26 protein-coding genes and 1 tRNA gene are annotated in these 24,446 nt (G+C 68.6%); 22 read left to right on the forward strand and 5 right to left on the reverse strand.

What is annotated here, in order from left to right; translation table 11 throughout:
• Window positions 1–92 precede the first annotated feature (92 nt).
• The 4 genes from AAIL17_RS15170 (at window position 93) to recO (ending at window position 2,976) form a co-directional block, all read left to right on the forward strand.
• Window positions 93–473, forward strand: coding sequence for a DUF4845 domain-containing protein (locus AAIL17_RS15170; RefSeq protein WP_424683694.1), 381 nt, complete (start codon window positions 93–95; stop codon window positions 471–473).
• A gap of 1 nt (window position 474) precedes the next feature.
• Window positions 475–1,134 (forward strand): ribonuclease III, encoded by a 660-nt coding sequence (gene rnc / locus AAIL17_RS15175; protein WP_424683727.1) that lies wholly within the window; start codon window positions 475–477, stop codon window positions 1,132–1,134.
• A 77-nt stretch (window positions 1,135–1,211) separates the two neighbouring features.
• Complete coding sequence (gene era, locus AAIL17_RS15180; RefSeq protein WP_424683695.1) at window positions 1,212–2,141, forward strand: GTPase Era; 930 nt, start codon at window positions 1,212–1,214, stop codon at window positions 2,139–2,141.
• Between the two features lie 115 nt (window positions 2,142–2,256).
• Entirely contained in the window at window positions 2,257–2,976 is a 720-nt protein-coding gene (gene recO, locus AAIL17_RS15185) for a DNA repair protein RecO (RefSeq protein ID WP_424683696.1), read from the forward strand.
• Between the two features lie 111 nt (window positions 2,977–3,087).
• On the opposite strand, the gene AAIL17_RS15190 is transcribed toward recO, so the two are convergent.
• Window positions 3,088–3,831, reverse strand: a complete 744-nt coding sequence (locus AAIL17_RS15190) for a response regulator (protein WP_424683697.1) — start codon at window positions 3,829–3,831, stop codon at window positions 3,088–3,090.
• 45 nt (window positions 3,832–3,876) lie between these two features.
• Here AAIL17_RS15190 and AAIL17_RS15195 point away from each other — a divergent pair, with 45 nt between their 5' ends.
• From AAIL17_RS15195 to AAIL17_RS15230, 8 genes are all read left to right on the forward strand, one after another.
• Complete coding sequence (locus AAIL17_RS15195) at window positions 3,877–5,898, forward strand: hypothetical protein (RefSeq protein WP_424683698.1); 2,022 nt, start codon at window positions 3,877–3,879, stop codon at window positions 5,896–5,898.
• A gap of 31 nt (window positions 5,899–5,929) precedes the next feature.
• Complete coding sequence (locus AAIL17_RS15200; RefSeq protein WP_424683699.1) at window positions 5,930–6,535, forward strand: DUF1318 domain-containing protein; 606 nt, start codon at window positions 5,930–5,932, stop codon at window positions 6,533–6,535.
• 76 nt (window positions 6,536–6,611) lie between these two features.
• A complete protein-coding gene (gene rlmD, locus AAIL17_RS15205; protein ID WP_424683700.1) occupies window positions 6,612–7,925 on the forward strand; it encodes a 23S rRNA (uracil(1939)-C(5))-methyltransferase RlmD in 1,314 nt (437 codons plus the stop codon).
• Window positions 7,926–7,996: 71 nt separating this feature from the next.
• Window positions 7,997–8,542, forward strand: a complete 546-nt coding sequence (locus tag AAIL17_RS15210; RefSeq protein WP_424683701.1) for a CYTH domain-containing protein — start codon at window positions 7,997–7,999, stop codon at window positions 8,540–8,542.
• Window positions 8,533–9,549, forward strand: coding sequence for a beta-N-acetylhexosaminidase (nagZ, locus tag AAIL17_RS15215; RefSeq protein ID WP_424683702.1), 1,017 nt, complete (start codon window positions 8,533–8,535; stop codon window positions 9,547–9,549). The genes AAIL17_RS15210 and nagZ overlap by 10 nt, the downstream gene beginning before the upstream one ends.
• Window positions 9,546–10,100, forward strand: a complete 555-nt coding sequence (locus AAIL17_RS15220; RefSeq protein WP_424683703.1) for a hypoxanthine-guanine phosphoribosyltransferase — start codon at window positions 9,546–9,548, stop codon at window positions 10,098–10,100. Before nagZ ends, AAIL17_RS15220 begins: the two co-directional genes overlap by 4 nt.
• Before the next feature lie 14 nt (window positions 10,101–10,114).
• On the forward strand, window positions 10,115–10,864 hold the full coding sequence (locus AAIL17_RS15225; protein WP_424683704.1) for an S-methyl-5'-thioinosine phosphorylase: 750 nt from the start codon (window positions 10,115–10,117) through the stop codon (window positions 10,862–10,864).
• A gap of 156 nt (window positions 10,865–11,020) precedes the next feature.
• Entirely contained in the window at window positions 11,021–11,227 is a 207-nt protein-coding gene (locus AAIL17_RS15230) for a cold-shock protein (protein WP_090053863.1), read from the forward strand.
• 144 nt (window positions 11,228–11,371) lie between these two features.
• On the opposite strand, the gene trxB is transcribed toward AAIL17_RS15230, so the two are convergent.
• The gene (trxB, locus tag AAIL17_RS15235) at window positions 11,372–12,334 is read right to left on the reverse strand and encodes a thioredoxin-disulfide reductase (protein WP_424683705.1); all 963 of its coding nucleotides are present in this window, start codon (window positions 12,332–12,334) and stop codon (window positions 11,372–11,374) included.
• 204 nt (window positions 12,335–12,538) lie between these two features.
• Here trxB and ald point away from each other — a divergent pair, with 204 nt between their 5' ends.
• The 8 genes from ald to AAIL17_RS15275 all read left to right on the forward strand — a co-directional run bounded on the left by ald (window position 12,539) and on the right by AAIL17_RS15275 (window position 21,419).
• Window positions 12,539–13,603 carry an alanine dehydrogenase gene (ald, locus tag AAIL17_RS15240; protein WP_424683706.1) on the forward strand — a complete coding sequence of 355 codons (1,065 nt, stop codon included), beginning with the start codon at window positions 12,539–12,541 and terminating at the stop codon, window positions 13,601–13,603.
• A 218-nt stretch (window positions 13,604–13,821) separates the two neighbouring features.
• Window positions 13,822–16,146, forward strand: coding sequence for a DNA translocase FtsK (locus tag AAIL17_RS15245; RefSeq protein WP_424683707.1), 2,325 nt, complete (start codon window positions 13,822–13,824; stop codon window positions 16,144–16,146).
• A 339-nt stretch (window positions 16,147–16,485) separates the two neighbouring features.
• On the forward strand, window positions 16,486–17,148 hold the full coding sequence (lolA, locus tag AAIL17_RS15250) for an outer membrane lipoprotein chaperone LolA (RefSeq protein ID WP_424683708.1): 663 nt from the start codon (window positions 16,486–16,488) through the stop codon (window positions 17,146–17,148).
• A 7-nt stretch (window positions 17,149–17,155) separates the two neighbouring features.
• Window positions 17,156–17,827 (forward strand): YoaK family protein, encoded by a 672-nt coding sequence (locus tag AAIL17_RS15255; protein ID WP_424683709.1) that lies wholly within the window; start codon window positions 17,156–17,158, stop codon window positions 17,825–17,827.
• Window positions 17,828–17,912: 85 nt separating this feature from the next.
• The gene (locus tag AAIL17_RS15260) at window positions 17,913–19,235 is read left to right on the forward strand and encodes a replication-associated recombination protein A (RefSeq protein WP_424683710.1); all 1,323 of its coding nucleotides are present in this window, start codon (window positions 17,913–17,915) and stop codon (window positions 19,233–19,235) included.
• Window positions 19,236–19,328: 93 nt separating this feature from the next.
• Entirely contained in the window at window positions 19,329–19,907 is a 579-nt protein-coding gene (locus AAIL17_RS15265; RefSeq protein WP_424683711.1) for a hypothetical protein, read from the forward strand.
• 120 nt (window positions 19,908–20,027) lie between these two features.
• The gene (gene serS / locus AAIL17_RS15270; RefSeq protein ID WP_424683712.1) at window positions 20,028–21,308 is read left to right on the forward strand and encodes a serine--tRNA ligase; all 1,281 of its coding nucleotides are present in this window, start codon (window positions 20,028–20,030) and stop codon (window positions 21,306–21,308) included.
• 21 nt (window positions 21,309–21,329) lie between these two features.
• Window positions 21,330–21,419, forward strand: a tRNA-Ser gene (locus tag AAIL17_RS15275).
• 167 nt (window positions 21,420–21,586) lie between these two features.
• Here AAIL17_RS15275 and AAIL17_RS15280 read toward each other — a convergent pair.
• Complete coding sequence (locus AAIL17_RS15280) at window positions 21,587–21,868, reverse strand: hypothetical protein (RefSeq protein ID WP_424683713.1); 282 nt, start codon at window positions 21,866–21,868, stop codon at window positions 21,587–21,589.
• 214 nt (window positions 21,869–22,082) lie between these two features.
• Here AAIL17_RS15280 and AAIL17_RS15285 point away from each other — a divergent pair, with 214 nt between their 5' ends.
• Both AAIL17_RS15285 and AAIL17_RS15290 read left to right on the forward strand, forming a co-directional pair.
• The gene (locus AAIL17_RS15285) at window positions 22,083–22,229 is read left to right on the forward strand and encodes a hypothetical protein (RefSeq protein ID WP_424683714.1); all 147 of its coding nucleotides are present in this window, start codon (window positions 22,083–22,085) and stop codon (window positions 22,227–22,229) included.
• A gap of 223 nt (window positions 22,230–22,452) precedes the next feature.
• Window positions 22,453–22,659: a hypothetical protein gene (locus AAIL17_RS15290; protein WP_424683715.1), complete on the forward strand. Its 207-nt coding sequence runs from the start codon at window positions 22,453–22,455 to the stop codon at window positions 22,657–22,659.
• Between the two features lie 26 nt (window positions 22,660–22,685).
• Here the strand turns inward: AAIL17_RS15290 and AAIL17_RS15295 are convergent, their stop codons facing one another.
• Both AAIL17_RS15295 and AAIL17_RS15300 read right to left on the reverse strand, forming a co-directional pair.
• The gene (locus AAIL17_RS15295; RefSeq protein ID WP_424683716.1) at window positions 22,686–23,153 is read right to left on the reverse strand and encodes a glycine zipper 2TM domain-containing protein; all 468 of its coding nucleotides are present in this window, start codon (window positions 23,151–23,153) and stop codon (window positions 22,686–22,688) included.
• A gap of 94 nt (window positions 23,154–23,247) precedes the next feature.
• Entirely contained in the window at window positions 23,248–24,441 is a 1,194-nt protein-coding gene (locus AAIL17_RS15300; RefSeq protein WP_424683717.1) for a cation:proton antiporter, read from the reverse strand.
• Between the last annotated feature and the right edge of the window lie 5 nt (window positions 24,442–24,446).

The raw sequence follows: 24,446 nt of genomic DNA on the forward strand, positions 1-24,446 counted from the left end.
CGGGCGCCACTGCGGCGCCCGTGGTCGAGGCCAGGGCGGCGCGCGAGAATCTAGAGACGAGTCAGCCGCCGCAGCGGCATAGCGAGGGGACTATGAAGAACAAGCAAGCCGGCATCACCATGATCGGGTTCCTGGTCGTCCTGGCCGTCGTCGCCTTCTTCGGCTACATGGCGATGAAGCTGGTGCCGGCCTATACCGAGTACATGGGCGTGGTGAAAGCGATGACCCAGGTGTCGAGCGAGGGCGTGGAGGGCAAGTCGCTCGACGAGATCCGCCGCAATCTGCTCTTCAAGATGGATTTCCAGTACGTCGACGACGCCACCATCCAGCCGCAGGACATCACCATCGACCGCAGCAACGGCAACCAGCTGCACGTGGCCTACGACAAGGACATACCGTTCATCTACAACATCGATTTCCTGGTGCATTTCGAGAAGAGCGTGCCGCTGCAGGGCAACGTCTCGCTTGAATAAAGTGAAGCTGGACTACCGTTTCCGCGATCCGACGCTGGCCGAACTGGCGCTGACCCACCGCAGCGCGGGGCGGCCCAACAACGAGCGGCTGGAGTTCCTGGGCGATGCGCTGCTCGGCGCGATCGTCGCGGAAATGCTTTACGAGGCGCATCCGCGCGCCAGCGAGGGCGAACTCTCGCGGTTGCGTGCGCAACTGGTCAATGGCCAGGCGCTGGCGGTGATCGCGCGCGAACTGGAGCTGGGCGAGGGGCTCAAGCTCGGTCCCGGCGAGTTGAAGAGCGGCGGTTTCCGCCGCGAGTCGATCCTCGCCGATGCCTTCGAAGCCCTGGTCGCGTCGGTGTATCTCGACGGCGGCTTCGAGGCCTGCCGGAACGCCGTGCGCGGGCTGTTCGCCCGGCGCGTGGCCGACTTGCCCAGGTCGTCCAAGGACGCCAAGACCCGCCTGCAGGAATGGCTGCAGGCGCGTGGCCTGCCGCTGCCGGTGTACGAGCTCGAGGGCAGCCATGGCGAGGACCACGCCAAGGTCTTCGAGGTCGCCTGCAGCATTGCCGAACCCACGCCGTTGCGTGCCGCGGCCAGCGGTCCCAGCCGGCGTGCCGCCGAACAGGACGCGGCCGAGATCGTGCTCGGCCAGCTGGCCGAGCCGCTGCCGCCAGTCTGAACCCTTCATTCCCCGTCGCTGGCGCCGCCCGCGCGGCGGCGCCATGCTTTGCCCTCTGTCCGGAAAATCTCCAAGCCATGAACGACGAAACGCAAGCCGCCGGCGACCTGCCGCACGAGGACTTCCGCTGCGGCGCCGTCGCGCTGGTCGGCCGTCCCAACGTCGGCAAGTCGACCCTGCTCAACGCGCTGATCGGCTTTCGCCTGTCGATCGTCAGCCCGCGCCCGCAGACGACCCGCCACCGCATCCTGGGCATCGCCACGAGCGAGGCGGGGCAGGTGATGTACGTCGACACGCCCGGCCTGCACCGCGGCGCCAAACGCGCCATGAACCGCAGCCTCAACCGCGCCGCACGCACCGCGATGGCCGAGGTGGACTTGGCCGTGCAGCTGATCGAGGCCGGCCGCTGGACCGACGAGGACGAGGCGCTGTACGCCGCGCTGGTCGAGCAGAACGTGCCGCGCCTGCTGGCCATCAACAAGGTCGACCTGGCCAAGGACAAGGGAACGCTGCTGCCATTCGTCGCCGACCTTGCCGCGCACCACCAGTTCGAGGAGATCCACTACGTCAGCGCACTCAAGCAGAAGGGCCTGAAGGAACTGGAGCGCGCGATCCTCGATCGCCTGCCGGTGCGTCCGCCGGTGTTCGGCGAGGACGAGATCACCGATCGCAGCGAGCGCTTCCTGGCCGCCGAGATGGTGCGCGAGCAGCTCATGCTCCGGCTCGACCAGGAGCTGCCCTACGCCACCACGGTCGAGATCGAGCAGTTCAAGGATCGCGACGATGGCGTGGCCGAGATCCACGCGGTGGTCTGGGTCGAGCGCGACGGCCAGAAGGCAATCGTGATCGGGCAGGGCGGTGCCCAACTCAAGGCGATCGGCAGCGCCGCCCGCCGCCACATGGAGCGGCTGTTCGAGCGCAAGGTGTTCCTCAAGCTCTGGGTGAAGGTGCGCGAGGGCTGGGTGGACGACGAGGCGATGCTGAAGAAGCTCGGCTACACCGATTGAAGGAGAGGCCGGGAACGTGAAGCCCGGCGCGGCGCCGCAGGCTGGCGTCGGAGGCAAGGCTGGCTGAAGATCATCCCGTTCCCGGACGTTCGTCCTTCCCCTTTTCCCGCCAGCGATGCTCCTCGACCAGCAGCCTGCCTACGTCCTGCACGCGCGGCCCTACCGGGAGACCTCGCTGCTGCTCGAATGCCTGACTCGCGACCATGGTCGGCTGGGCGTGGTCGCGCGCGGCGTGCGGCGCGAACGGGCGCGGGTGCAGCGCGCGCAACTGGAACCCTTCCAGCCGCTGGCCCTGGACCTGCTGCTGCGCGGCGAACTGGCCACCCTGCGCGGCGCCGAACCGGCCGGGGCGCCGTTGCGGCTGACCGGCGACGCGGGCCTGGCGGGGCTTTACCTCAACGAACTGGTGGTGCGCCTCACCGGACGCCAGGATCCGCAGCCGGACCTGTTCGATGCCTATGCACGCACCTTGCCGCGGTTGGCCGCGCCGGACACGCTGGCCTGGCAACTGCGTCGCTTCGAACGCGACCTGCTCGCGGCCCTCGGCTATGCGCTGCAACTGGACAACGAGGCCGACAGCGGCGAGCCGGTCGCGCCGGAGGGCTGGTACCGCTATCAGGTCGAGCATGGGCCGGTGGCGTGTGCGGCGGACGCGTTGCGGGCGATCCGCGGCGCGGACCTGCTGGCGCTCGCGAACGACCGGTGCCCGGACAGGGCCGGCCTGGCGGCACTGCGTCGCCTGATGCGCGAGGTCATCCGCTTCCACCTGGGCGGCGGCGAACTGCGTGCCTGGCGCGTACTGGCCGGAGCGGTGCCGCCGCGCCAACCAGGCTGAGCGTCCGCAAGGGGTATGTGTAGGGTGGGCTTCAGCCCACCTTCGGTTCATTCGGAAGCGTTGCTGTCATCCGGGCGGTGGGCTGAAGCCCACCCTACGCTCACTCCGTACTCAACGGTCCAGTACCGCGACGGTCGCGACCAGGGCCTGGCGGAACCGTTCCTGCGCTCCCTCGGCCACCGCGCCATCCGCCTCCACCTGCCGCTGCAGGTGCGTCGCCTGCAGGGCCAGCGCGGGCGCGCCGCAGAAGCCGCATGCCGAGCGCAGCCGGTGCAGCCGCTCGACGAGCCGGGGCACATCGGTGCCGAGGTGGTCCAGCTCCTGCAGCAACGTCGCCAGTTCCTCGCGCAGCAGGCCGCGCAGGGCCTGCATCGTACGCACGTCGCCGCTGCTGGCCAGCCCGGCCGCATCGTCGAGCAGCGGCGCGTGGCGTCCGCTGCTGCGGGCGAGCGTGAGCAGCGGGCGCAGCGCATCGAGCTGGCAGGGCTTGAGCAGCACGTCGCTGAAGCCGGCAGCCAGCAGCCGCTGGCGATCCTCGAGGGATACGTCGGCGCTGGTCGCGACCGCCAGGGCGTCGGCCGAACGGGCTTCGGCATCGGCGCGCAGCGCGGCCAGCACGTCGCGGGCGCCGGCACCGGGCATGCGGCAGTCCAGCAGCAACAGGTCGAAGGTTTCGATGGCTGCGCGCGCCAGCGCCATCTGTCCGTCATCGCATTCGTGCACCCGGGCACCCAGTGCACGCAGGCCATCGCCAAGGAAACGCCGGCTGGCGGGATCGTCGTCGGCCACCAGCACGTAAGGGCGTGGAAGGTTGGCGGCAGGCGGCGCCAGACGCTGGAAGGCGGCGGTGTGCATGACGAAATCCGTGTCGTTCATCTGGGTTTGGCAGAATGATGGCACATGCTTTCCCTGTCCTGCCGCCTGCTGCTTTGCCTGGGCCTGCTCGCCGTCGCCGCGTGGGCGGCACCGGCGCGGGCGGACGTCGACCTGACCGCCAAGGTGGTCGCGATGCCGGGCGTGCGCTTGCAGCAGGTCAGCCTGCACATCGGCGATGACGGCAAGGGTGCCCTCGCGCTCAAGCTGCATGCGGCGCGGGCGGACGTCGCGGCGATGGGCTGGCGCCGGGTGGGACTGGACCTGGAAGGCGTGCTCACGCGCGACCTGCAGATGCGCTGGATGCTGGACGGCACCCTCGCCCTGCGTGGTGCACCGGGTGGTGCGCTGGGCCGTTCGGACGTGCGCCTGGTGATCGACGAACGCGCCAACACGCTGCAGGCCGACATCGCGCAGGCCGCGGCGAAGGCGAGCGCGTGGGTGCCGCTGGACCAGACCAGCCACGCCCAGATCACCCTGAAGAACCTGCCGGCCGACTGGCTGGCCGGCCTGCTCGGCACGGTCTGGTCCGGCCGGCCCACGGGCGGCCGGCTGGATGCCGAACTGGCACTGGACGTGCACGACGACGGCATCCAGTCGTCCGGCGAGTTCAGCCTGGACGGCGTGGGTTTCGATACCCCCGCCGGCACGCTGGCCGGGCAGGGCGTCGATGGCAGCGGCCGGCTGGGCATCGACACGCAGGGCGGGCCGGCGCGGCTGACCCTGGACGCCACCCTGCGCGGCGGCGAACTGCTGCTCGGGCCGATCTACGCGAAGCTGCCCGATCACCCGGTCCAGCTCAACGTGGCGGCGACCGCTGCCGGCGGCGCCTTTGCGATCCAGCGGCTGCGCGTGAACGACACCGACGCGCTGCAACTGGACGGCGCGCTCGCCTTCGACGCCAAGGGCAACCTGGACAAGCTGCGCCTGGAGCGCTTCCAGGCCCGCTTCCCCGCCGCCTACGACCGTTACGGCTCGGCCTGGCTGGCGACGCTCGGCCTGCACGACGTGCAGATGGCCGGCGCGCTGAGCGGCAATCTCGACCTGCGCGAGGACGGCCCGCACGGCTTCGCCTTCACCGCCGACCACCTGGACCTGGCGACCGCTGATGGCCGGTTGGCGGTCGACGACTTGAACGGCGGGCTGGACTGGTCTGCGCAGGCGGACCGCCCGGCCACCACGCTGGGCTGGCGCGCAATGCAGTTGTACCGCCTGCCGTTCGGGCCGGCCAAGGGCCAATGGCGCAGCCAGGCCGGCACGCTGGGGCTGACCCAGCCGCTGGCGATGGCGCTGCTCGGCGGCACGGTGCGCCTGGGGCAACTCGACTGGCGGCCGGCGGCAGCGAAAGGCAAGCGGCTGGAAACGTCGCTGGCGGTCACCGGCGTGGACATGGCCGCCTTCAGCAAGGCGATGGGCTGGCCGCAGTTCCCCGGCACGCTGGGCGGTGCGATTCCGTCGCTGCGCTGGGCGGACGACACGGTGGAGCTCTCCGGCGGCCTGTCGGTCAACGTGTTCGACGGCTTCGTCGATATCACCCAGCTCGCGCTGGCGCAGCCGTTCGGTCCCAGCCCGGTGCTCGCGGCGGACGTCAGCCTGCGCCAGCTCGACCTGGGCGCGATCACCAGCGTGTTCGACTTCGGCAGCATCACCGGCCCGCTCAACGGCAGCATCGCCAACCTGCGGCTGGTCGACTGGCATCCGGTCGCGTTCGAGGCGCACCTGTTGGCCGACGAGGGTGGGCGGATCAGCCAACGCGCGGTCAACAACCTCACCGCGGTGGGCGGCGGTGGCATCGCCGCGGGCCTGCAGGGGGCCGTGCTGAAGCTCTTCAAGACCTTCGGCTACAAGCGCATCGGGCTCAACTGCACGCTCGCCGGCACCGTCTGCCACATGGGCGGGCTGGAGAATGCCGGCGACGGATACACTATCGTCGAAGGCAGCGGCTTGCCGCACCTCGAGGTCATCGGCCATCAGCACGAGGTCGACTGGCCTACCCTGGTGAGCCGGCTGAAGGCCGCCACCGAAGGCGGCGGTCCGCAGGTCCGCTGATCGCACGCCGCCCACACCCCAGGAGCTCCTCATGCGCAAGTTCGTCTACGCCCTGCTGACCACCGCGATGGTCGCCCTGGTCGGCTGCGTCACGATCAACGTGTATTTCCCCGAGGCCGCCGCGCAGAAGGCCGCCGACCGCTTCATCGGCACGGTGATCGACCAGGGCGCCGCGCCGGCGCAGGACGCCAAGCCGACGCCCGCGCCGCAGAGCCAGCCGCCGGTGCAGCCCTCGGCCATGCTGCTCGACCTGCTGGTGCCGGCCGCCTACGCCGCCAACACGCCCGACATCCGCGTGCAGACGCCGGCGACCGAGGCGATCCGCGGGCGCATGCAGGCGCGTTTCAAGAGCACGCTCAAGGCGCTGCTCGACAGTGGTGCGATCGGCTTCACCCGCGACGGCCTGGTCGCCGTGCACGATGCGGGCAAGATCCCGCTCAGCCAGCGCGCGCAGGCCAACGCCGCGGTGGCCGACGAGAACACCGACCGCAACTCGCTGTACCGCGAGATCGCCCGTGCCAACGGCCATCCGGAATGGGAGTCGCAGATCCGTTCCACCTTCGCCAAGGGCTGGAGCGAGCGCGCGCACGGCGGCTGGTATTATCAGGACGCTTCGGGCGCCTGGAAGCGCAAGTAAGCCGCGCCCGGTCTTCTTCAGTCCTGCCCACTGCGCCCGGGTCGCCGATCCGGGCGCAGGCGTTTTGCGAGTGCCCATGAAAGAGTTCGAAGCCACCATCACCGACCTGGCCCACGACGGCCGCGGCGTCGCCCGCATCGACGGCAAGACCGTGTTCGTCAGCGGCGCGCTGCTGGGCGAGCAGGTGCGTCTGGGCATCCGCAAGCGCCACCGCAACTTCGACGAGGCCGAAACGCTGGAAGTACTGGAGCGCTCGCCGCACCGAGTCGAACCGCGCTGCGCCCATTTCGGCCAGTGCGGCGGCTGCTCGCTGCAGCACCTGGACGCGCCGGCGCAGATCGAGGCCAAGCAGCGCGTGCTGGCCGACAATTTCGCGCGCATCGGCAAGGTCGAACCCAGGCGCTGGCTGGAGCCGCTCACCGACGCGCCCTGGGGCTACCGCCGCAAGGGACGCCTGTCGGTGCGCGCGGTGGCAAAGAAGGGACGCGTGCTGGTCGGCTTCCGCGAGGAATCCAACCCGCGCTTCGTCGCCGACATCGCGCATTGCGACGTGGTGCATCCCTCGCTGGGCGGCAGGATCGGCCAGCTCGCCGAACTGATCGGCGGCATGGACGCAGCCAACGACATCCCGCAGATCGAGTTCGCCGCCGGCGACGACACCATCGCGCTGGTGTTCCGGCACCTCAAGCCGCTGAGCGAGCGCGACACGCAGGCGCTGGCCGCCTTCGGCCAGGCGCACGGCTTCACCATCTACCTGCAGCCCGGCGGCGTCAGCAGCGTGCACCCGTTGTGGCCGGAGCAGCCGCGGCTGACCTTCCGGCTGCCGGCGGGCGAGGGCGTGGCCGACGTCGAACTGGAGTTCCAGCCGCTGGACTTCGTGCAGGTCAACGCCGGCATGAACCGGCGCATGCTGGCGCGCACGCTGGAACTGCTCGACCCGCAGCCGGGCGACAGCGTGCTCGACCTGTTCTGCGGCCTGGGCAATTTCACCCTGCCGATCGCGCGGCGCGTGGCCGAGGTCGCCGGCGTCGAGGGCGAGCATGGGCTGGTCGAGCGCGCCGGCGCCAACGCCGCGCGCAACGGCATCGCCAACGCGCAGTTCCATGTCGCCAACCTGTTCGAGGACCAGCGCGGCAGCGCCTGGGCGCGGGCCGCGTGGGACAAGATCCTGCTCGATCCGCCGCGTGCCGGCGCCGAGCAGGTGCTGGACTACCTGCCGCGCAAGGGCACCGACCGCATCGTCTACGTGTCCTGCCATCCGGCCTCGCTGGCGCGCGACGCCGGTCTGCTGGTGAATCGCCACGGATTCGAACTCGCCGCCGCGGGCGTGATGGACATGTTCCCGCACACCGCGCACGTCGAATCGATTGCGCTGTTCGAGCGCCGGTAGGGCGCCCTCTACCTCGCCACGACGGGCGTGTGCGCCTATGCTTGGCGATCCTCCCGGATGCATGGCTGCCGATGGCCACCGAGATCGAACGCAAATTCCTGTTGGCCGACGAAAGCTGGCGCCCGGTCATCGTGCGCAGCGAACGGATCGCGCAGGGTTACCTGGTCGGTGCGCAGGCGCTGCACGAAGGCCTGGCGCGCGCCTCGGTACGCGTGCGTCGCGCGGGTGGACAGGCATGGCTGAACATCAAGAGCGCCACGCTGGGCATCGAGCGCGCCGAGTTCGAATACCCGGTGCCGCCGGACGATGCCGAGACGATGCTCGCCACCCTGTGTGACGGCGTGCTGGAAAAGATCCGCCACCATGTCGAGGTCGACGGTACCTTGTTCGAGATCGACGAATTCCTCGGCGACAACGCCGGCCTGGTGGTGGCCGAGGTGGAGCTTCCCGCGGTGGACGCCGCGTTTCCACGCCCCGCATGGCTCGGTCGGGAAGTCAGCGCATTGGGGCGCTACTACAACGTCAACCTGATCACGCACCCGTTCGCCCGCTGGTCGGAGGCCGAGCGTGCCGCTGCCGACGGAGCGGAAGCCGCAGGAGAGCAGGCATGTTGCTGATCGGCCTGGCCGGACTGGCACTGGAGCCGCGCGAGCGCGAGTGGCTGGTGGCGCCGGGCGTGGCCGGCGTCATCCTGTTCGCGCGCAACTACGCCGACCGCGAGCAGCTGATGGCGCTGGTGGAATCGATCCGCGAAGTTGGCGGCGACCCTCTGCTCGTCGCGGTCGACCAGGAAGGCGGCCCGGTGCAGCGTTTCCGCGATGGTTTCACGCGCCTGCCGGCGCTTTCGAAGATCGGCGCGACCTACGCGCGGGATCACGAGAACGCCGTGCGCCTGGCCGAGGAGCACGCCTGGGTGATGGCCAGCGAGCTGCGCGCCTGCGGCGTGGATTTCAGCTTCGCGCCGGTGGTGGACCTGGCCCGCGGCAGCGCCGCGATCGGTCCGCGCGCCTTCCACGAAGACCCCGCCGTTGCCGGCGAGCTGGCCCAGGCCTACGTGCGCGGCATGCATCTGGGCGGCATGGCGGCCGTACTCAAGCACTTTCCCGGGCACGGCTCGGTGGCCGCCGACACGCACAAGGCGCAGGCCGTCGATCCGCGTCCGCTGGAAGCGATCATGGATGCCGACCTGCGCCCGTTCGCCGAGGCGATCGAGGCGCATGCCGAGGCGGTGATGATGGCGCACGTGGTCTATCCGGCGGTCGACGACCGCCCGGCCGGTTTCTCGCGGGTGTGGATCGAGGACATCCTGCGTGGCGAGCTGGGCTTTGCCGGCGTCGTCATCAGCGACGACATCAGCATGGCCGCGGCGGGCGCCGCCGGTGGCGTGGGCGCGCGCGTCGAGGCGCACCTCGCCGCCGGCTGCGACCTGGTGCTGGCCTGCTTCCCCGAGGTGGTGGACGAGGCGATCGCCGCGCTGCCGCCGCCGTCCGAGGACGCCATGGAGCGCCTCGCGCCGCTGCGCGGCGCCATCGGCGCCACCTGGGAAGGCCTGTTGGACAACCCGCAACGCGACCGCTTCATCGCGCGGATCACCGCGCTCGACGAACCCGAAGGAAACGCATGACCACTCCGCTTCCCCCGCTGGCGCAGGCGCTGGCCAACGCCGAGGTGCTGTTCGAGCGCGCCGAACTGGAAACCGTGATCGCCGATCTGGGCCGGCGCATCGACGCCGCCCTGGACGGCGAGCGGGCGGTGTTCCTGACCGTGATGAACGGCGCGCTGATGTTCGCCGGCCAACTGGCCTTGTCGATCCGCACCGACCTGGAATTCGACTACGTCCACGCCACCCGCTACCGCGGCGCCACCGCCGGCAGCGACCTGTGCTGGTTGCGCGAGCCACAGGCGGCGCTGGCCGGGCGCACGGTGCTGCTGGTGGACGACATCCTGGACGAGGGGCACACGCTCAAGGCCGTGCGCGACGACTGCATGAAGCGCGGCGCGAAGCGCGTGCTGATCGCCAGCCTGTGCCGCAAGCTGCACGACCGTTGCGTGGAGGGCATCGCCTCGGACTTCAACGGCGTGGAGCTGCCCGACCGCTACGTGTTCGGCTACGGCATGGACTACTACGAGCAGGGCCGTAACCTGCCGGCCATCTATGCCCTGAAGTCCGAATGAGCCGGGGAACGACCATGACCGAACCGACCATCGATCTCGCCGTCATCGGCGGCAGCGGGCTGTACCAGTTTCCGGGCCTGGAGAACGCCAGCCGGCGCGCGATGGACACCCCTTATGGCCCGGCCTCGGGCGAGGTCGTCCTGGGCGATTTCGCCGGCAAGCGGCTGGCCTTCCTGGCGCGCCACGGCGAAAGCCATACGCTGGCGCCGCATCGGGTCAACTACCGCGCCAACCTGTGGGCGCTGCATGCGCTGGGTGCGCGGCGGGTGATCGGCGTCAACGCGGTCGGCGGCATCCGCGCCGACATGGGGCCGCGCGTGCTGGTGGTACCGGACCAGTTGATCGACTACACCCACGGACGCATCACCAGCTTCTGCGATGCCGAAGGGGTCGAGGTCAGGCACATCGACTTCAGCGAGCCCTATACCGCTTCGTTGCGCCAGGCGCTGCTGGATGCGGCGGGCAGGGCGGGCATCGCGGTGGTCGACGGCGGCTGCTACGGCGCCACCCAGGGGCCGCGGCTGGAGACCCGCGCCGAGATCGCCCGCATGAAGCGCGACGGCTGCGACCTGGTCGGCATGACCGGCATGCCCGAAGCCGCCCTGGCGCGCGAACTGGAGCTCGACTACGCCTGCCTGGCCCTGGTAGCCAACTTCGCCGCCGGTTGCGGCGACGAGGCAGAAATCAGCATCGAGGAGATTTTCGCCCACCTGGCGGCTGCCACGGCGCAAGTGCCGCTTCTGCTCCGGGCAATGCTGTCCTAATCAGCTAATGGCTTTAGGCAGAAAGTTAATTCCGCATATTGCGCTTTGCCCATAAACATGCTGATACTTTCGCCCGTGCCAGGGGCGGCTGACCAAGGGGAAACGGTGGTCCGGCTCCAGCCTTGGTGCATCCAGTCCTAGTCAGAGGTTCACGCAATGCGTTTCGGTACGGTCAAGTGGTTCAACGACGCCAAGGGCTTTGGCTTCATCGCGCCTGAAGACGGCGGGGAGGACGTGTTCGTCCATTTCTCGGCCATCAACTCCAAGGGCTTCCGCAGCCTGCAGGAAGGCCAGCGCGTGAAGTTCGAAGTCACCCAGGGCCCGAAGGGTGCCCAGGCTTCGGGCGTGGAAGTGGCGGCCTGATCCGCACTCCTCGCGTCTTGAGGTAAATAAAAAGCCCCATGCCTCGGCATGGGGCTTTTTTATTGTCCGTTTCGGCCGGCTTTCACAGGGTGGGCTTCAGCGGCATGCCGGCGGTGAGGGGAACCTCACCCTACGGAATACGACTCAGCCGATCATGTGCTGCTGATCCAGCCAGCGCTCGGCATCCAGTGCAGCCATGCAGCCGAAGCCGGCGGAGGTGATCGCCTGGCGGTAGACGTGGTCGGCCACGTCGCCGGCGGCGAATACGCCCGGCACCGAGGTAAGCGTGGCCATGCCGCTGGTGCCGCTCCTGATCTTGATGTAGCCGTCGTGCATCTCGAGCTGGCCCTCGAAGATGCCGGTGTTGGGCGTATGGCCGATGGCGACGAAGAAGCCGGTCGCCTCGATGTCGCGCGTGGCGCCGGAATTGACGTCCTTCACGCGCACGCCGGTGACGCCCGAATCGTCGCCCAGCACCTCGTCGATGGTGCTGTTCCAGACCAGCTCGATCTTGCCCGCGGCGGCCTTCTCGAAGAGTTTGTCCTGCATGATCTTTTCGGCGCGCAGCTTGTCGCGGCGGTGCACCAGGGTGACCTTGCGCGCGATGTTGGCCAGATACAGCGCCTCTTCCACGGCGGTGTTGCCGCCGCCGACCACCACCACGTCCTGCTCACGGAAGAAGAAGCCGTCGCAGGTGGCACAGGCGGACACGCCGCGGCCCTTGAACTTCTCCTCGCTGGCGATCCCCAGGTACTTGGCCGTGGCGCCGGTGGCGACGATCAGCGCGTCGGCGGTGTATTCGCCCGAGTCGCCCTTCAGGCGGAACGGGCGCTGGTTGAGGTCCACCGAGTGGATGTGGTCGAAGATCATCTCGGTGTGGAAGCGCTCGGCGTGTTCGGCCATGCGCTGCATCAGCGCGGGGCCCTGCAGGCCCTCGACGTCACCCGGCCAGTTGTCCACCTCGGTGGTGGTCATCAGCTGGCCACCCTGCTGCAGGCCGGTGACCAGCGTCGGCTTGAGGTTGGCACGCGCGGCGTACACCGCGGCGGTGTAGCCAGCCGGGCCGGAGCCGAGGATCAGCAGGCGGCTGTGCTTGGGGGTGCTCATCGTTATAATCCTTGGGTTTGCTGGTGGCTTTGATCGCTATTCGCCCGGCTTCCGGCTGTGTTACGTCGCCGGCCACCGGGACGGCGTGCTGGAACCCGCCAAGGATGGGGAAGGGTGAACGGCGATTCAAGGTTCCGCTTCGATGGCTTTCCCACTCCGCTGACGCGCTTGCGCCGGCCCAACCCCACAGGATCGTCTACTGCCATGCGTATCGGTATTCCCTCCGAAACCAAGACTCTCGAGGGTCGCGTTGCCCTCGTCCCCGCCGCCGCCGCCGATCTGGTCCGCCGCGGCCACGAGGTGTTCATCCAGGCCGGCGCGGGCGAGAAGAGCGGCTTCTCCGACGCCGACTACACCAGCGAAGGCATCAAGGTCGTTCCCGATGCGGCGGCGCTGTACGAGAAGGGCGAGCTGATCGTCAAGGTGAAGGAGCCGATCGCCGGCGACCTGGCCCTGCTCAAGAAGCACCACCTGCTGTTCTGCTACCTGCACCTGGCCGCCGAGCCGGAACTGACCAAGCGCCTGCTCGAGATCGGCCTGACCGGCGTGGCGTTCGAGTCGGTGGAGGAGAACGGCGGCCTGCCGCTGCTGCTGCCGATGTCGGTGATCGCCGGCCGCATCGCCACGCAGATCGGCACCACGCTGCTGCATCGTCCGCAGGGCGGCAAGGGCAAGCTGCTCGGCGGCATGGCTTCCACGCCACGTGGCAAGGTCGTGGTGCTGGGCGCCGGCGCCGCGGGTGGCAACGCTGCCGCGCTGGCCGCCGCTGCCGGCGCCAACGTGGTGGTGTTCGACAAGCGCCAGGACCGCCTCGCCGAGATGATGGCGATGGGCCCGAACGTCACTGCGCTGTACGCCTACGAGTCGTCGGTGGCGAAGGAAGTGCGTGATGCCGACCTGGTCGTCGGCGCCGTGCTGATCCCCAGCGCCAAGGCCCCGCGCGTGGTTACCGAGGCGATGGTCAAGACCATGGAGAAGGGCTCCGTGCTGGTCGACATCTCGATCGACCAGGGCGGCTGCTTCGAAACTTCCAAGCCGACCACCTGGAAGGAGCCGACCTACGACGTGCACGGCGTGACGCATTTCTGCGTGACCAACATGCCGGGCGCAGTGCCGCAGACCTCCTCGCTGGCGATCTCCGCGGCGATCCTGCCGTACGTGCAGCGCCTGGCGGCCGGCAACCAGTGGCGCGAACATGCCCCGCTGGCCGGCGGCATCAACGTCGACGGCGGCAAGCTGGTGCATCCCGCGCTGCAGGGCATGGCCTGAGCCTCGGCGCCTGACCTAGGCACCCTCCCGCTTCGTGGGAGGGTGCCCACAGGCGGACGAGGGTCGGGCGGAGCGTGACATCGCGCCCCGCCCGGATCTCTTCTCTCCCGGCGGGAGAGGAGCTTCCGGAAACCTGCGCCTTTCCAGAAAAATCAAGCTTCTACCCCCTCAACGCCCTGTGTAGACTTGGGGCGAAGTCTCGAGGGGAATCCACTCTGGTGGCGCGAAGCGCAGCAAACGTAAAGAAAGCACCCGAACCGGCCGGCCTCAGCGAAGAGGCCAAGCGCCGCCTGCGCGAAGCCGGCGCGCTGCTGCTGCTGCCGCTGGCGGTCTACCTGCTGGTCTGCCTGGCCAGCTACAACGACCAGGATCCCAGTTGGGGCCATGTCGGTACGGTCGATCACGCGCGCAACTTCGGCGGTGCCGTGGGCGCCAACATCGCCAACCTGCTGCGCTACATCTTCGGATGGGTGTCCTACTGCTTCCCGCTGCTGTTCCTGCTGCTGGGCGTGCAGGTGCTGCGCCAGCGCGGCGAGGAGGCCGAGCATCCCTGGGAGTCCTCGCTACGGCTGATCGGCTTCGTGTTCTTCTTCATCACCGCGCCGGCGCTGCTGTACCTGAACTTCACCGAGCCGGTGCTGCCGCAGGGCGTGGGCGGCATCATCGGGCAGTGGGTCGGCCATGGCGTGCTGCAGGCGTTCGGCGAGAAGGGCGCGCCGCTGCTCCTGCTGGCGCTGTTCCTGATCGCGGTGACGCTGGCCACCGGCCTGTCCTGGTTCAAGGTGATGGACTGGACCGGGCAGGGCACGCTGGCCGTATTCGGCTGGCTGCGTGGCAAGCTCAAGCAGGCGCCGGAAGTGGCCAAGGCGCAGCAGGCGCGCGCCGAGCGCGACGTCGTCAAGAAGGCCGAGGCGGTGAAGCAGGCCAAGCGCGAGCCGGTGCGCATCGAGACGCCGCCGGCGCCGGTGGCCAAGAGCGAGCGCGCGAAACTGGAAACGCAGATCCCGCTGTTCGTGGGCGCCTCTCAGCCCGGCGAACTGCCGCCGTTGTCGCTGCTCGACGAAGCGCCGGAGCAGGGCCCGGGCTATTCGGAAGAGACGCTCGAAGTGCTCTCGCGCCAGGTCGAGCTCAAGCTCAAGGATTTCCGCATCGAGGCCAAGGTGGTCGGCGTCTATCCCGGCCCGGTGATCACCCGCTTCGAACTGGAACCGGCCGCCGGCGTGCGCGGCTCGCAGGTGTCCAGCCTGGACAAGGACATCGCCCGCGGCCTGTCGGTGGTGAGTGTGCGCGTGGTCGACGTGATCCCGGGCAAGAACGTGATCGGCCTGGAGATCCCTAACACGCGCAAGCAGATCGTCTATCTCTCCGAGATCCTGCGCTCGGACAAGTACGACCAGATGAAGTCACCGCTGGCGCTGGCACTGGGCAAGGACATCGGCGGCAAACCGGTAGTGACGGACCTCGCCAAGATGCCGCACCTGCTGGTGGCCGGCACCACCGGTTCGGGCAAGTCCGTCGCGGTCAACGCGATGGTGCTCTCGCTGCTCTACAAGGCGAGCCCGAAAGACGTGCGCATGATCATGATCGACCCGAAGATGCTGGAGCTCTCGGTCTACGAGGGTATCCCGCACCTGCTCGCACCGGTCGTGACCGACATGAAGGAAGCGGCCAACGCACTGCGCTGGTGCGTCGCCGAGATGGAACGCCGCTACCGGCTGATGGCTGCGGTGGGCGTGCGCAACCTGGGCGGCTTCAACAAGAAGGTCAAGGACGCCGAGGCGGCCGGGCAACCGCTGCTCGACCCGCTGTTCCGCCCGAATCCCGAAATGCCCAACCTGGCGGCCGAGCCGCTCGAGCCGCTGCCCTACATCGTCATCATCATCGACGAATTCGCCGACATGATGATGATCGTCGGCAAGAAGGTGGAAGAGCTGATCGCCCGCCTGGCGCAGAAGGCGCGCGCCGCCGGCGTGCACCTGGTGCTGGCCACGCAGCGCCCGTCTGTGGATGTGATCACCGGCCTGATCAAGGCCAATATCCCGACCCGCATCGCGTTCCAGGTGTCCAGCAAGATCGACTCGCGCACGATTCTCGATCAGTCCGGCGCCGAAGCGCTGCTCGGCCATGGCGACATGCTCTACCTGCCGCCCGGCACCGCCACGCCCGAACGCGTGCACGGCGCCTTCGTCGACGACCACGAGGTGCACGGCGTGGTCGCCTGGCTCAAGGCGCAGGGCGCGCCGCAGTACATCGAAGGCGTGCTGGAGGAAGTGCAGGCCACCAGCGATGGCAAGTTCATCAACGACTCGGGCCTGCCGCAGGACGGCGAGGAAGGCGGCGACGCCGACGCACAGCTCTACGACAAGGCCGTGGCCGTCGTCACGCAGACCCGCCGCGCGTCGATCTCGGGCGTGCAGCGCCATCTGCGCATCGGCTACAACCGCGCCGCGCGGCTGATCGAGCAGATGGAGCAGGACGGCGTGGTCAGCGCGCCGCAGCACAACGGCAACCGCGAAGTGCTCGCCCCGCCACCTCCGAAGTGATGATCTACTTCTCCGCTTGCGGGGATCGGTGCGAAGGGCGGATGGGAAGATTCGGAGCGCAAGCTCGAAGCCTCGTCGCAAGCCCCGCCCCTCATCCAACCCTCCCCCCGGAGGGGAGGGCTCAAAAGCCACCGCGGTCCCGACCTTCGCAGATCCGCTCCCAAACCTTCGCAGACCCGCTCCCTCCCCCCTTCGGGGAGTGGGTTGGGGTGAGGGGCCGCTTAGCGATAAACCATTCCCTGCGACCGCGACGCATCCGCGCCCTACAATCACCTTGAGCCGCGATTAAGCCACCGTCATCCAGACTTTCCCTGCACGTTCTCAAGGAACAGGGCCTTCATGAACCGCCTCGTCGCCATCTTCCTTGCCTCGCTCGCCTTGTCTTTGGTGAGCCTGGCCCATGCCGCCACCGGCCCTGCACGCCAGCGGCTGGACGCCTTCGCCGAAGGCCTGCACTCGCTCAAGGGCAACTTCACCCAGACCCTCACCGACGCCAGCGGGCAGGGCGCCAAGAGCAGCTCCGGCACGCTCGCGCTCGAAGCGCCGCGCGAATTCCGCTGGGACACGCTCGCGCCCTACAAGCAGACCATCGTCGCCGACGGCAGTCGCGTGTGGCTGTACGACCCGGAGCTGGAACAGGTCACCGTGCGCGTGCAGAGCACCGAAGAGGCGCACAGCCCGCTCACCGTGATCACCGACCTCAAGCAGCTCGATCGCGACTTCAAGGTGACCGAGCAGGGCGAGCGTGACGGTCTTGCTTGGCTGCGCCTGACCTCGAAGGCGAAGGATCCGCAGTTCGGTTACGCCGACCTGGGCTTCGACGCCGCCGGCCTCAAGCGCATGGTGTTCCAGGACCAGCTCGGCGCCATCACCGACATCCGCTTCTCCGACTGGCAGCGCAATGTCGATCTTCCGGCATCCACCTTCAACTTCACGCCGCCGCCGGGCGCCGACGTCATCGGCGACCTGCCGGTGATGACCACCCATCCGCTGAAGGACTGATCCGGCCATGCCCGTGTTGCGCCAGCTTCCGCGCTGGGCGTGGATCGGCGGCGGCGCGCTCGCCTTCATCGCGGGCATGGTCAATGCCGCGGGGTACATGGGTTTTCGCCACCAATCGATCACCAACCTGACCGGCTCGACCACGCTGCTCGGCATCGCGCTGGGCACCGCCGACACGGTCGAAACGGTGCACTGGGCGCTGTCGCTGCTGGCGTTCGTGGTCGGTGCCATGCTGAGCGGCGCGCTGGTGCAGAAGAGCACGCTCAAGCTCGGCCGTCCTTACGGCGTGGCGTTGATGCTCGAGTCGCTGCTGCTGTTCGCCGCGGTACCGTTGCTGGACCGGCAGTGGTCGGCCGGGCTGTGGCTGGCCTCGATGGCGTGCGGGCTGCAGAACGGCATGGTCAGCACCTACAGCGGCATGGTGTTCCGCACCACCCACGTCTCGGGCATGTTCACCGACCTGGGGATCTACCTTGGCCACCACCTGCGCGGCCTCGAAGTGGATACGTTGCGAGTGCGCGTGTGCGTGCTGGTGATCGCCACCTTCATGCTCGGCGGCATGGCCGGTGCGATCCTGTTCGGGCACCTCAAGGAACATTCGCTGCTGATCCCGGCCACGCTGACCGGCCTGTGTGGCGTCCTCTACAGCCTCTACCGCCAGCGCACGGCCGTTCCGTAACGCCGTACCCTGCGCAACCGAAGGGCCGCGACACGGCGCATCCCACCACGCCGCCCACCACGCGACGGGCGTTATGATCGCGCGGATGCCCCAGAACGCCTCCCTATTCCCCGAGTCCGATGCGCTCAAGCCGCTGGCCGAGCGCATGCGCCCGCGCAGCTTCGACGAGATCGTCGGCCAGCCGCGCCTGACCGCCACCGACTCGCCGCTGCGTCGCGCGCTGGAAGCGGGCAGGGTGCACTCGATGGTGCTGTGGGGACCGCCCGGCTGCGGCAAGACCACGCTGGCGCTGCTGGTGGCGCGCTATGCCGACGCCGACTTCCGCGCGATTTCCGCCGTGCTTTCCGGCCTGCCGGACGTGCGCAAGGCGCTGGCCGAGGCGGAAGCGAATTTCGCCCAGGGCCGCCGCACCGTGCTGTTCGTGGACGAGGTGCACCGTTTCAACAAGGCCCAGCAGGATGCCTTCCTGCCGCACATCGAACGCGGCGTGATCGTGTTCGTCGGCGCCACTACCGAGAACCCGTCGTTCGAGCTCAACTCCGCGCTGCTTTCGCGCTGCCGCGTGCACGTGCTGGAGGCGGTGTCGGCGGACGCCATCGTCGCCGCGCTGGAGCGCGCGCTGGCCGACGATGAGCGTGGCCTGGGCCGGCTGCACCTCGAGGTCGAACCCGAGTCGCTCAAGCTGATCGCCCAGGCCGCCGACGGCGACGTGCGTCGCGGACTCACCCTGCTGGAAATCGCCGCGGAACTGGCCGACCACGGCCGCATCGACGAGGCGACGCTGACGCAGGTGCTGGCCGATCGCACGCGCCGCTTCGACAAGGGCGGCGAGCAGTTCTACGACCAGATCTCGGCGCTGCACAAATCCGTGCGTTCGTCCGACCCGGATGCCGCCGTGTACTGGCTCTGCCGCATGCTCGACGGCGGCTGCGACCCGCTTTACCTCGCCCGCCGCATGACGCGCATGGCGGTGGAGGACGTCGGCTTGGCCGAGCCGCGTGCCTGGCGCATGGCGCTGGACGCCTGGGATACCTACGAGCGGCTGGGCAGCCCCGAGGGCGAGCTGGGCCTGGCGCAACTGGCCATCTGGCTGGCCATCGCGCCGAAGAGCAATGCCGCCTACATGGCCTACAACAAGGCCCGCGCCGCCGTGCGCGAGACCGGTACGCTCGAGGTGCCGATGCACCTGCGCAACGCGCCCACCAAGTTGATGAAGGGGCTGGGCTACGGCAAGGGCTACCAGTACGACCACGATGCCAAGGGCGGCATTGCCCTCGACCAGCAATGCCTGCCCGATGCCCTCGAAGGCACGGTGTTCTACGAGCCGGTCGACCGCGGCCTGGAGCAGAAGCTGCGCGAAAAGCTGCTCGCCCTGCGCGAAGCCCGCCGCCGGGCGCGAGGTTCCTAGCTCCTTTTCCCTGGGGTAGGAACCAGGCGAAAGCCCTTGATCTTTCGCCCGCAGGATCCCTAGGCTCAGCCCACCCACCGGGGAGGGAGCACCATGCGTATCCTGATCGCGGCACTGATCGGCGGCATCGTGATGTTCATCTGGGGCGCCGTGGCGCACATGGCGCTGGGGCTGGGCAATCCGGGCATCCATCCGCCCATCCATGAGGATGTGGTGCTGTCCAGCCTGCACGAGGGCCTCGGCAACGAGCCGGGCGTCTATATCCTGCCCTGGCTCGGCCCCGACGCCATGGGCGACGAAGCGGCGGTCAAGGCCTATGCCGCCAAGGCCAGCACAACGCCCTACGCCTGGGTGGTGTACCTGCCGCAGGGCGAGGACATGACCCAGATGGGCCGTCCGCTGGTGATGCAGTGGGTGTCCGACACCTTGGCGGCGTTGGTGCTGGCGGCGCTCATGAGCCTGCCCGGGCTCGGCCTGGGCAGGCGGCTAGGCCTGGCCCTCGCAGCGGCCGTGTTCGCCTGGTTCAGCACCATGGTTCCGTACTGGAACTGGTACCGCTTCCCGGCCAGCTTCACCGTGGCCGCGCTGGTCGAGCAGGTGATCGGCTGGCTGCTTGCCGGCGCGGCGATGGCCTGGTGGATCGGCCGCGGCGAGCGCAAATCCGCGCTTTAGCGTCGCGCGTGCCATGACCCCGCAAGCGCCTCGCCGCCGGTCGGCGGGGCGTTCGCGTTGCTAGCGCGTGCCCCCCGCGGCGATAATCGACGGTTCAAGCACTTCGACGGACTGCCATTCATGCTGGACCCCGCCCTCCTGCGCTCGCGCCTGGCCGACACCGCCACGCGCCTCAAGCAAACCCGCGGTTTCGACCTGGACGTCGCCGCCGTCGAAGCGCTGGAAGGCGAGCGCAAGCGGCTGTCCACCGAGACGCAGGAGCTGCAGAACCTGCGCAATACCCGCTCCAAGGCGATCGGCCAGGCCAAGGCCAAGGGCGAGGACGTCGCCCCGCTGATGGCCGAGGTCGCCGGCATCGGTGACAGGCTCAAGGCCAACGAGCAGGCGCTGGGCGAGGTGCAATGCAAGCTCGCCGGCATCGCGCTGGGCATCCCCAACATTCCGCACGAATCGGTGCCGCTGGGCCGGGACGAGCACGACAACGAGGAAATCACCCGCTGGGGTGTGGTGCGTACGTTCGACTTCCCGGTGAAGGACCACGTGGAACTGGGCGAGCGCCACGGCTGGCTCGATGGCGACGCCGGCGCCAAGCTCTCCGGCGCGCGTTTTACCGTGCTGCGCGGGCAGCTGGCGCACCTGCACCGTGCGCTGGGCCAGTTCATGCTCGATCTGCACACCGCCGAGCACGGCTACCTCGAGTGCAACGTGCCGGTGATCGTCAACGCCGAGAGCATGCAGGGCACCGGGCAATTGCCCAAGTTCGAGGATGACCTGTTCGCCACCCATGTGGGCGAGGCCAAGCGCTACCTGGTCCCCACCGCCGAGGTTCCGCTGACCAACCTGGTGCGCGACACCATCCAGGACGCCGACGCGTTGCCGCTGCGCATGACCGCGCACACCCTGTGCTTCCGGGCCGAGGCCGGCAGCTACGGCCGCGACGTGCGCGGCATGATCCGCCAGCACCAGTTTGAAAAGGTCGAGATGGTGCACGTCGCCCGGCCCGGCGAGTCCTACGCCCAGCTCGAAGAAATGGTCGGCCACGCCGAGAAGGTGCTGCAACTGCTCGACCTGCCGTACCGCAAAATGCTCCTGTGCACCGGCGACATGGGCTTCGGCTCGGCCAAGACCTACGACCTGGAAGTGTGGCTGCCCAGCCAGAACACCTACCGCGAGATCTCCAGCTGCTCCAACTTCGAGGACTTCCAGGCCCGTCGCCTGCAGGCCCGCTGGCGCAACCCGGAAACCGGCAAGCCCGAGCTGGTCCACACCTTGAACGGCTCGGGCCTGGCCATCGGCCGCACCCTGATCGCGGTGATGGAGAACTACCAGAACGCTGACGGTTCGATTACCGTTCCCGACGCACTCAAGCCCTACTTGCGAGGCCTCGATCGCCTCGCCTGAGATCGGGCGCACAACCTCAACGGAGAGATGGCCGAGCGGTTTAAGGCACCGGTCTTGAAAACCGGCGAAGGGTCAAACCTTCCGTGGGTTCGAATCCCACTCTCTCCGCCAGACTTTGCGATCCGTCCTTCGACAGGACCGGCGCCCTCGACGCCCGTATGACTGGAAGCATCCGCTGGCGCCGGAATCGTCGCCGCAGGATGAGCGTAGACGTGGCTGGTCCGCGCCATGTCCATGCCTGCCAAAAGGGCCGCGCGCCAACGCGCGGCCCCAGTGGGTCAGCCTGCTGCAGCTACCAGCGCGGGCGTATCCTTCTTGCTGATCGCACTTTCATGCGGCTTGCTGCGCTTGATCGGCTTGGGTGCGGAAACCGAGGCCAGCGGGCACCATCGCAGGCAAACCGCGTACGCGGTGTCGCAGTCGGTTCTTCCCGAGTCCACGCAGGCGTAGTAGGCAGGCATGCAGGTGTTGCAATTGGGCTGCGCGAGGGCCGGTTTGATCGAGAACAGCGAGCCTGCCGCGACCACGGCCATGGCCAAACAGGTCAGTCGTACGTTCATGTGACGTCTCCCTGATGCTCCGTCATTGGAGCCAAGGGATAGTCCTGCCGCGGGCCCTTTCTGATGTGTGACTGGCGACGTGTTCCCGTGTAGGGAAAATCTGATGGATAACCGCGCGACCATCAGGTTGGCCAGCGCATGGGATCACGCCCGCTGGTTCGCCGCCGCGATCATCCGCCACTGAAAACTCCCTGTCACCGGGCGGCAAGGAAGAATGGCCAAGCTGCCGGCTTTCCTGAGTGGCGCTCGGCGAATGCGCATCGAGAACTGGGTCGACCTCGCGGGTTTGGCAGCAACGCTTCTGCTTGTAGCGCTACTGCTCGGCTGGCTTGTCTGTTCGGCAACAGCCTTTCTGGCGTGAAGGCACGTGCCGGGCGCCATGGGCGGCCCCGCACCCACGGCAAGATCGGATTTCCCCTACGGTGCCGGGGAGGGTGTCCCGTCATACTTCGTATGTTTCGGACCTGCTGGACGCCGGCCAGGCGCCAGGGATTGCCGACAAGCCACCCGGTCGCAAACGCGACCGCCTTCTGTCACGAATACGGCGTAGCATGGGCGTCCCGCGGGCCGCTGGGTGCATGACCATGGCCACAGACGAGCAGATCCGGAAGAGAATGGCGCTGGCCTATCGCTTGCTGGCGCTGGAGATCGAGCATCGCGATCGCGTCCGGTCCGAGCAACTGGACGATTCGGACGCCGAGAAGGCCGTGCGGTTGCGACAGGCGTACATCGATCGCATGCAGCGGATGCTGGCGCGGCATCATCCGGTCATCGAGCTGCGGGCGGGTTGATCGGCCGCAACACGGGTGGGTGCTGGCTACCTCACCCGCGTGATGTTGCCGTTCGCATCCACCTGCACGATATCGCCCTCGCGGATCCCGGTGGCGTCGGCGACCTGCACCGAGGTGACGGTGCCGTTGCCCATCTTCAGGTGCACCATCCAGGCGTCGTTGCCGTTGCCGGTGCGGTTGCCGATGGCGTGGCCGGCGAAACCGCCGCCCACCGCGCCGCCGACGGTAGCGAGCTTGCGGCCCTTGCCCTTGCCGACCTGGTTGCCCAGCACGCCGCCGGCGATGGCGCCGATGACTGCGCCCGCCGTACCGTGGCCGCTGCCCTGGGTGACCGTATGCTCGATGCTCTGCACGGTGCCGCACTGGTCGCAACGCAGGTAGATGCCGTCGGAGCGGACCAGCACGCCGCCCTGCGGATTGCTGGATTGCGCCTGGGCCATGGGCGCGGTGGCGAGCGCCAGGGCGGCTGCCAGGGGAACGAGGGTGGCTTTCATGGAGGCGGTTCCGGCCGGATGGAGCGCCGACTTTGATCGATCGGGTTTCAACCGGGCGTCAAGGCGGAGTCCGCCCGAGACTTCACGAACGCGGTCAGTGGTCCGGCATTTCCTGCGGGACCGGATAACGCTTCAGCAGCCACGCCAGCACCGGCGGGGTGACCATCGCGGTAAGCAGCGACATCGCCACGATGATCGCGTAGATGCGGTCGCTGAACACGCCGGCGGCCAGCCCCAGGCTGGCGACCACCACGCCCACCTCGCCGCGCGGGACCATGCCGAAACCGACGATGACGGCGCTGCGCCGGCCCAACGCCAGCGAGCCGAGCCAGCCGCCGGCGAGCTTGGAGACGATGGCGATCACAGTGACCATCGCCAGCATCAGCACCGCTTCGCCACTGCCCAGTTGCGCCAGGTCGATCTTGCTGCCGGTGATGACGAAGAAGAACGGAGTCAACAGCGCCAGCAGCGGCTGGGTCTGCTTTTCCAGCGTATGCTGCTGGCGGGTCTCCGAGGCGATCATGCCGGCGAGGAAGGCGCCGATGATCGCGGCCAGACCGAGCAAGGTGGACAGCCACGCCAGGCCGAGGCAGATCGCCAGCACGATCGCCAGCGGAGAATGCGCGCTGTGCGGTTTCTCCAGCCAGGTCGAGTTCCAGCGCATCACGCGCGCGCCGCCCAGCCCGACCAGCACGATGAAGCCGACCGCGCTGCCGAGCACCACCAGCAGATTCGCCAGGTCGAATCCGCCGCCGTCCTGCAGCGACACCACCACGCCAAGCAGCAGCATGGCGAGGATGTCGTCGATCACCGCGGCGCCGAGGATCACCTTGCTCTCTACCCGTTGCAGCGCGCCCAGTTCCTGCAGCACGCGTGCGGTGATGCCGGCGGACGTCGCGACGAAGGCGGCTGCGATGAACAGCGACTTGCCCCAGGCGAAACCGCTGCCGTGCGCCCACACGCCGCCCATCGCGAAGGGGATCAGCACGCCCAGGACACCCACCAGGAACGCGACCTTGCCGACCTTCTTCAGGTCTTCCAACCGCGTTTCCAGGCCGACCGAGAACAGCAGCAGCACCACGCCGATCTCGGCCAGCACGTCCAGCGGCGTGCCGGGCAGGATCTGCTCGGGCGTGATCCAGCCGAGCAGCGATGGGCCGACCACGCAGCCCGCGGCGATCTCGCCGACCACGCCGGGCAGCCTCAGGCGCTGGGCGATCTCGGCGCCGATCTGCGCGGCGACGAAGACCACGAACAGGGTGAGCAGGATGTCGCTGGCGTGATGCATGGTTT

This window comes from Frateuria sp. YIM B11624 (genome assembly GCF_049727805.1).
Lineage (GTDB): Bacteria > Pseudomonadota > Gammaproteobacteria > Xanthomonadales > Rhodanobacteraceae > Frateuria_A.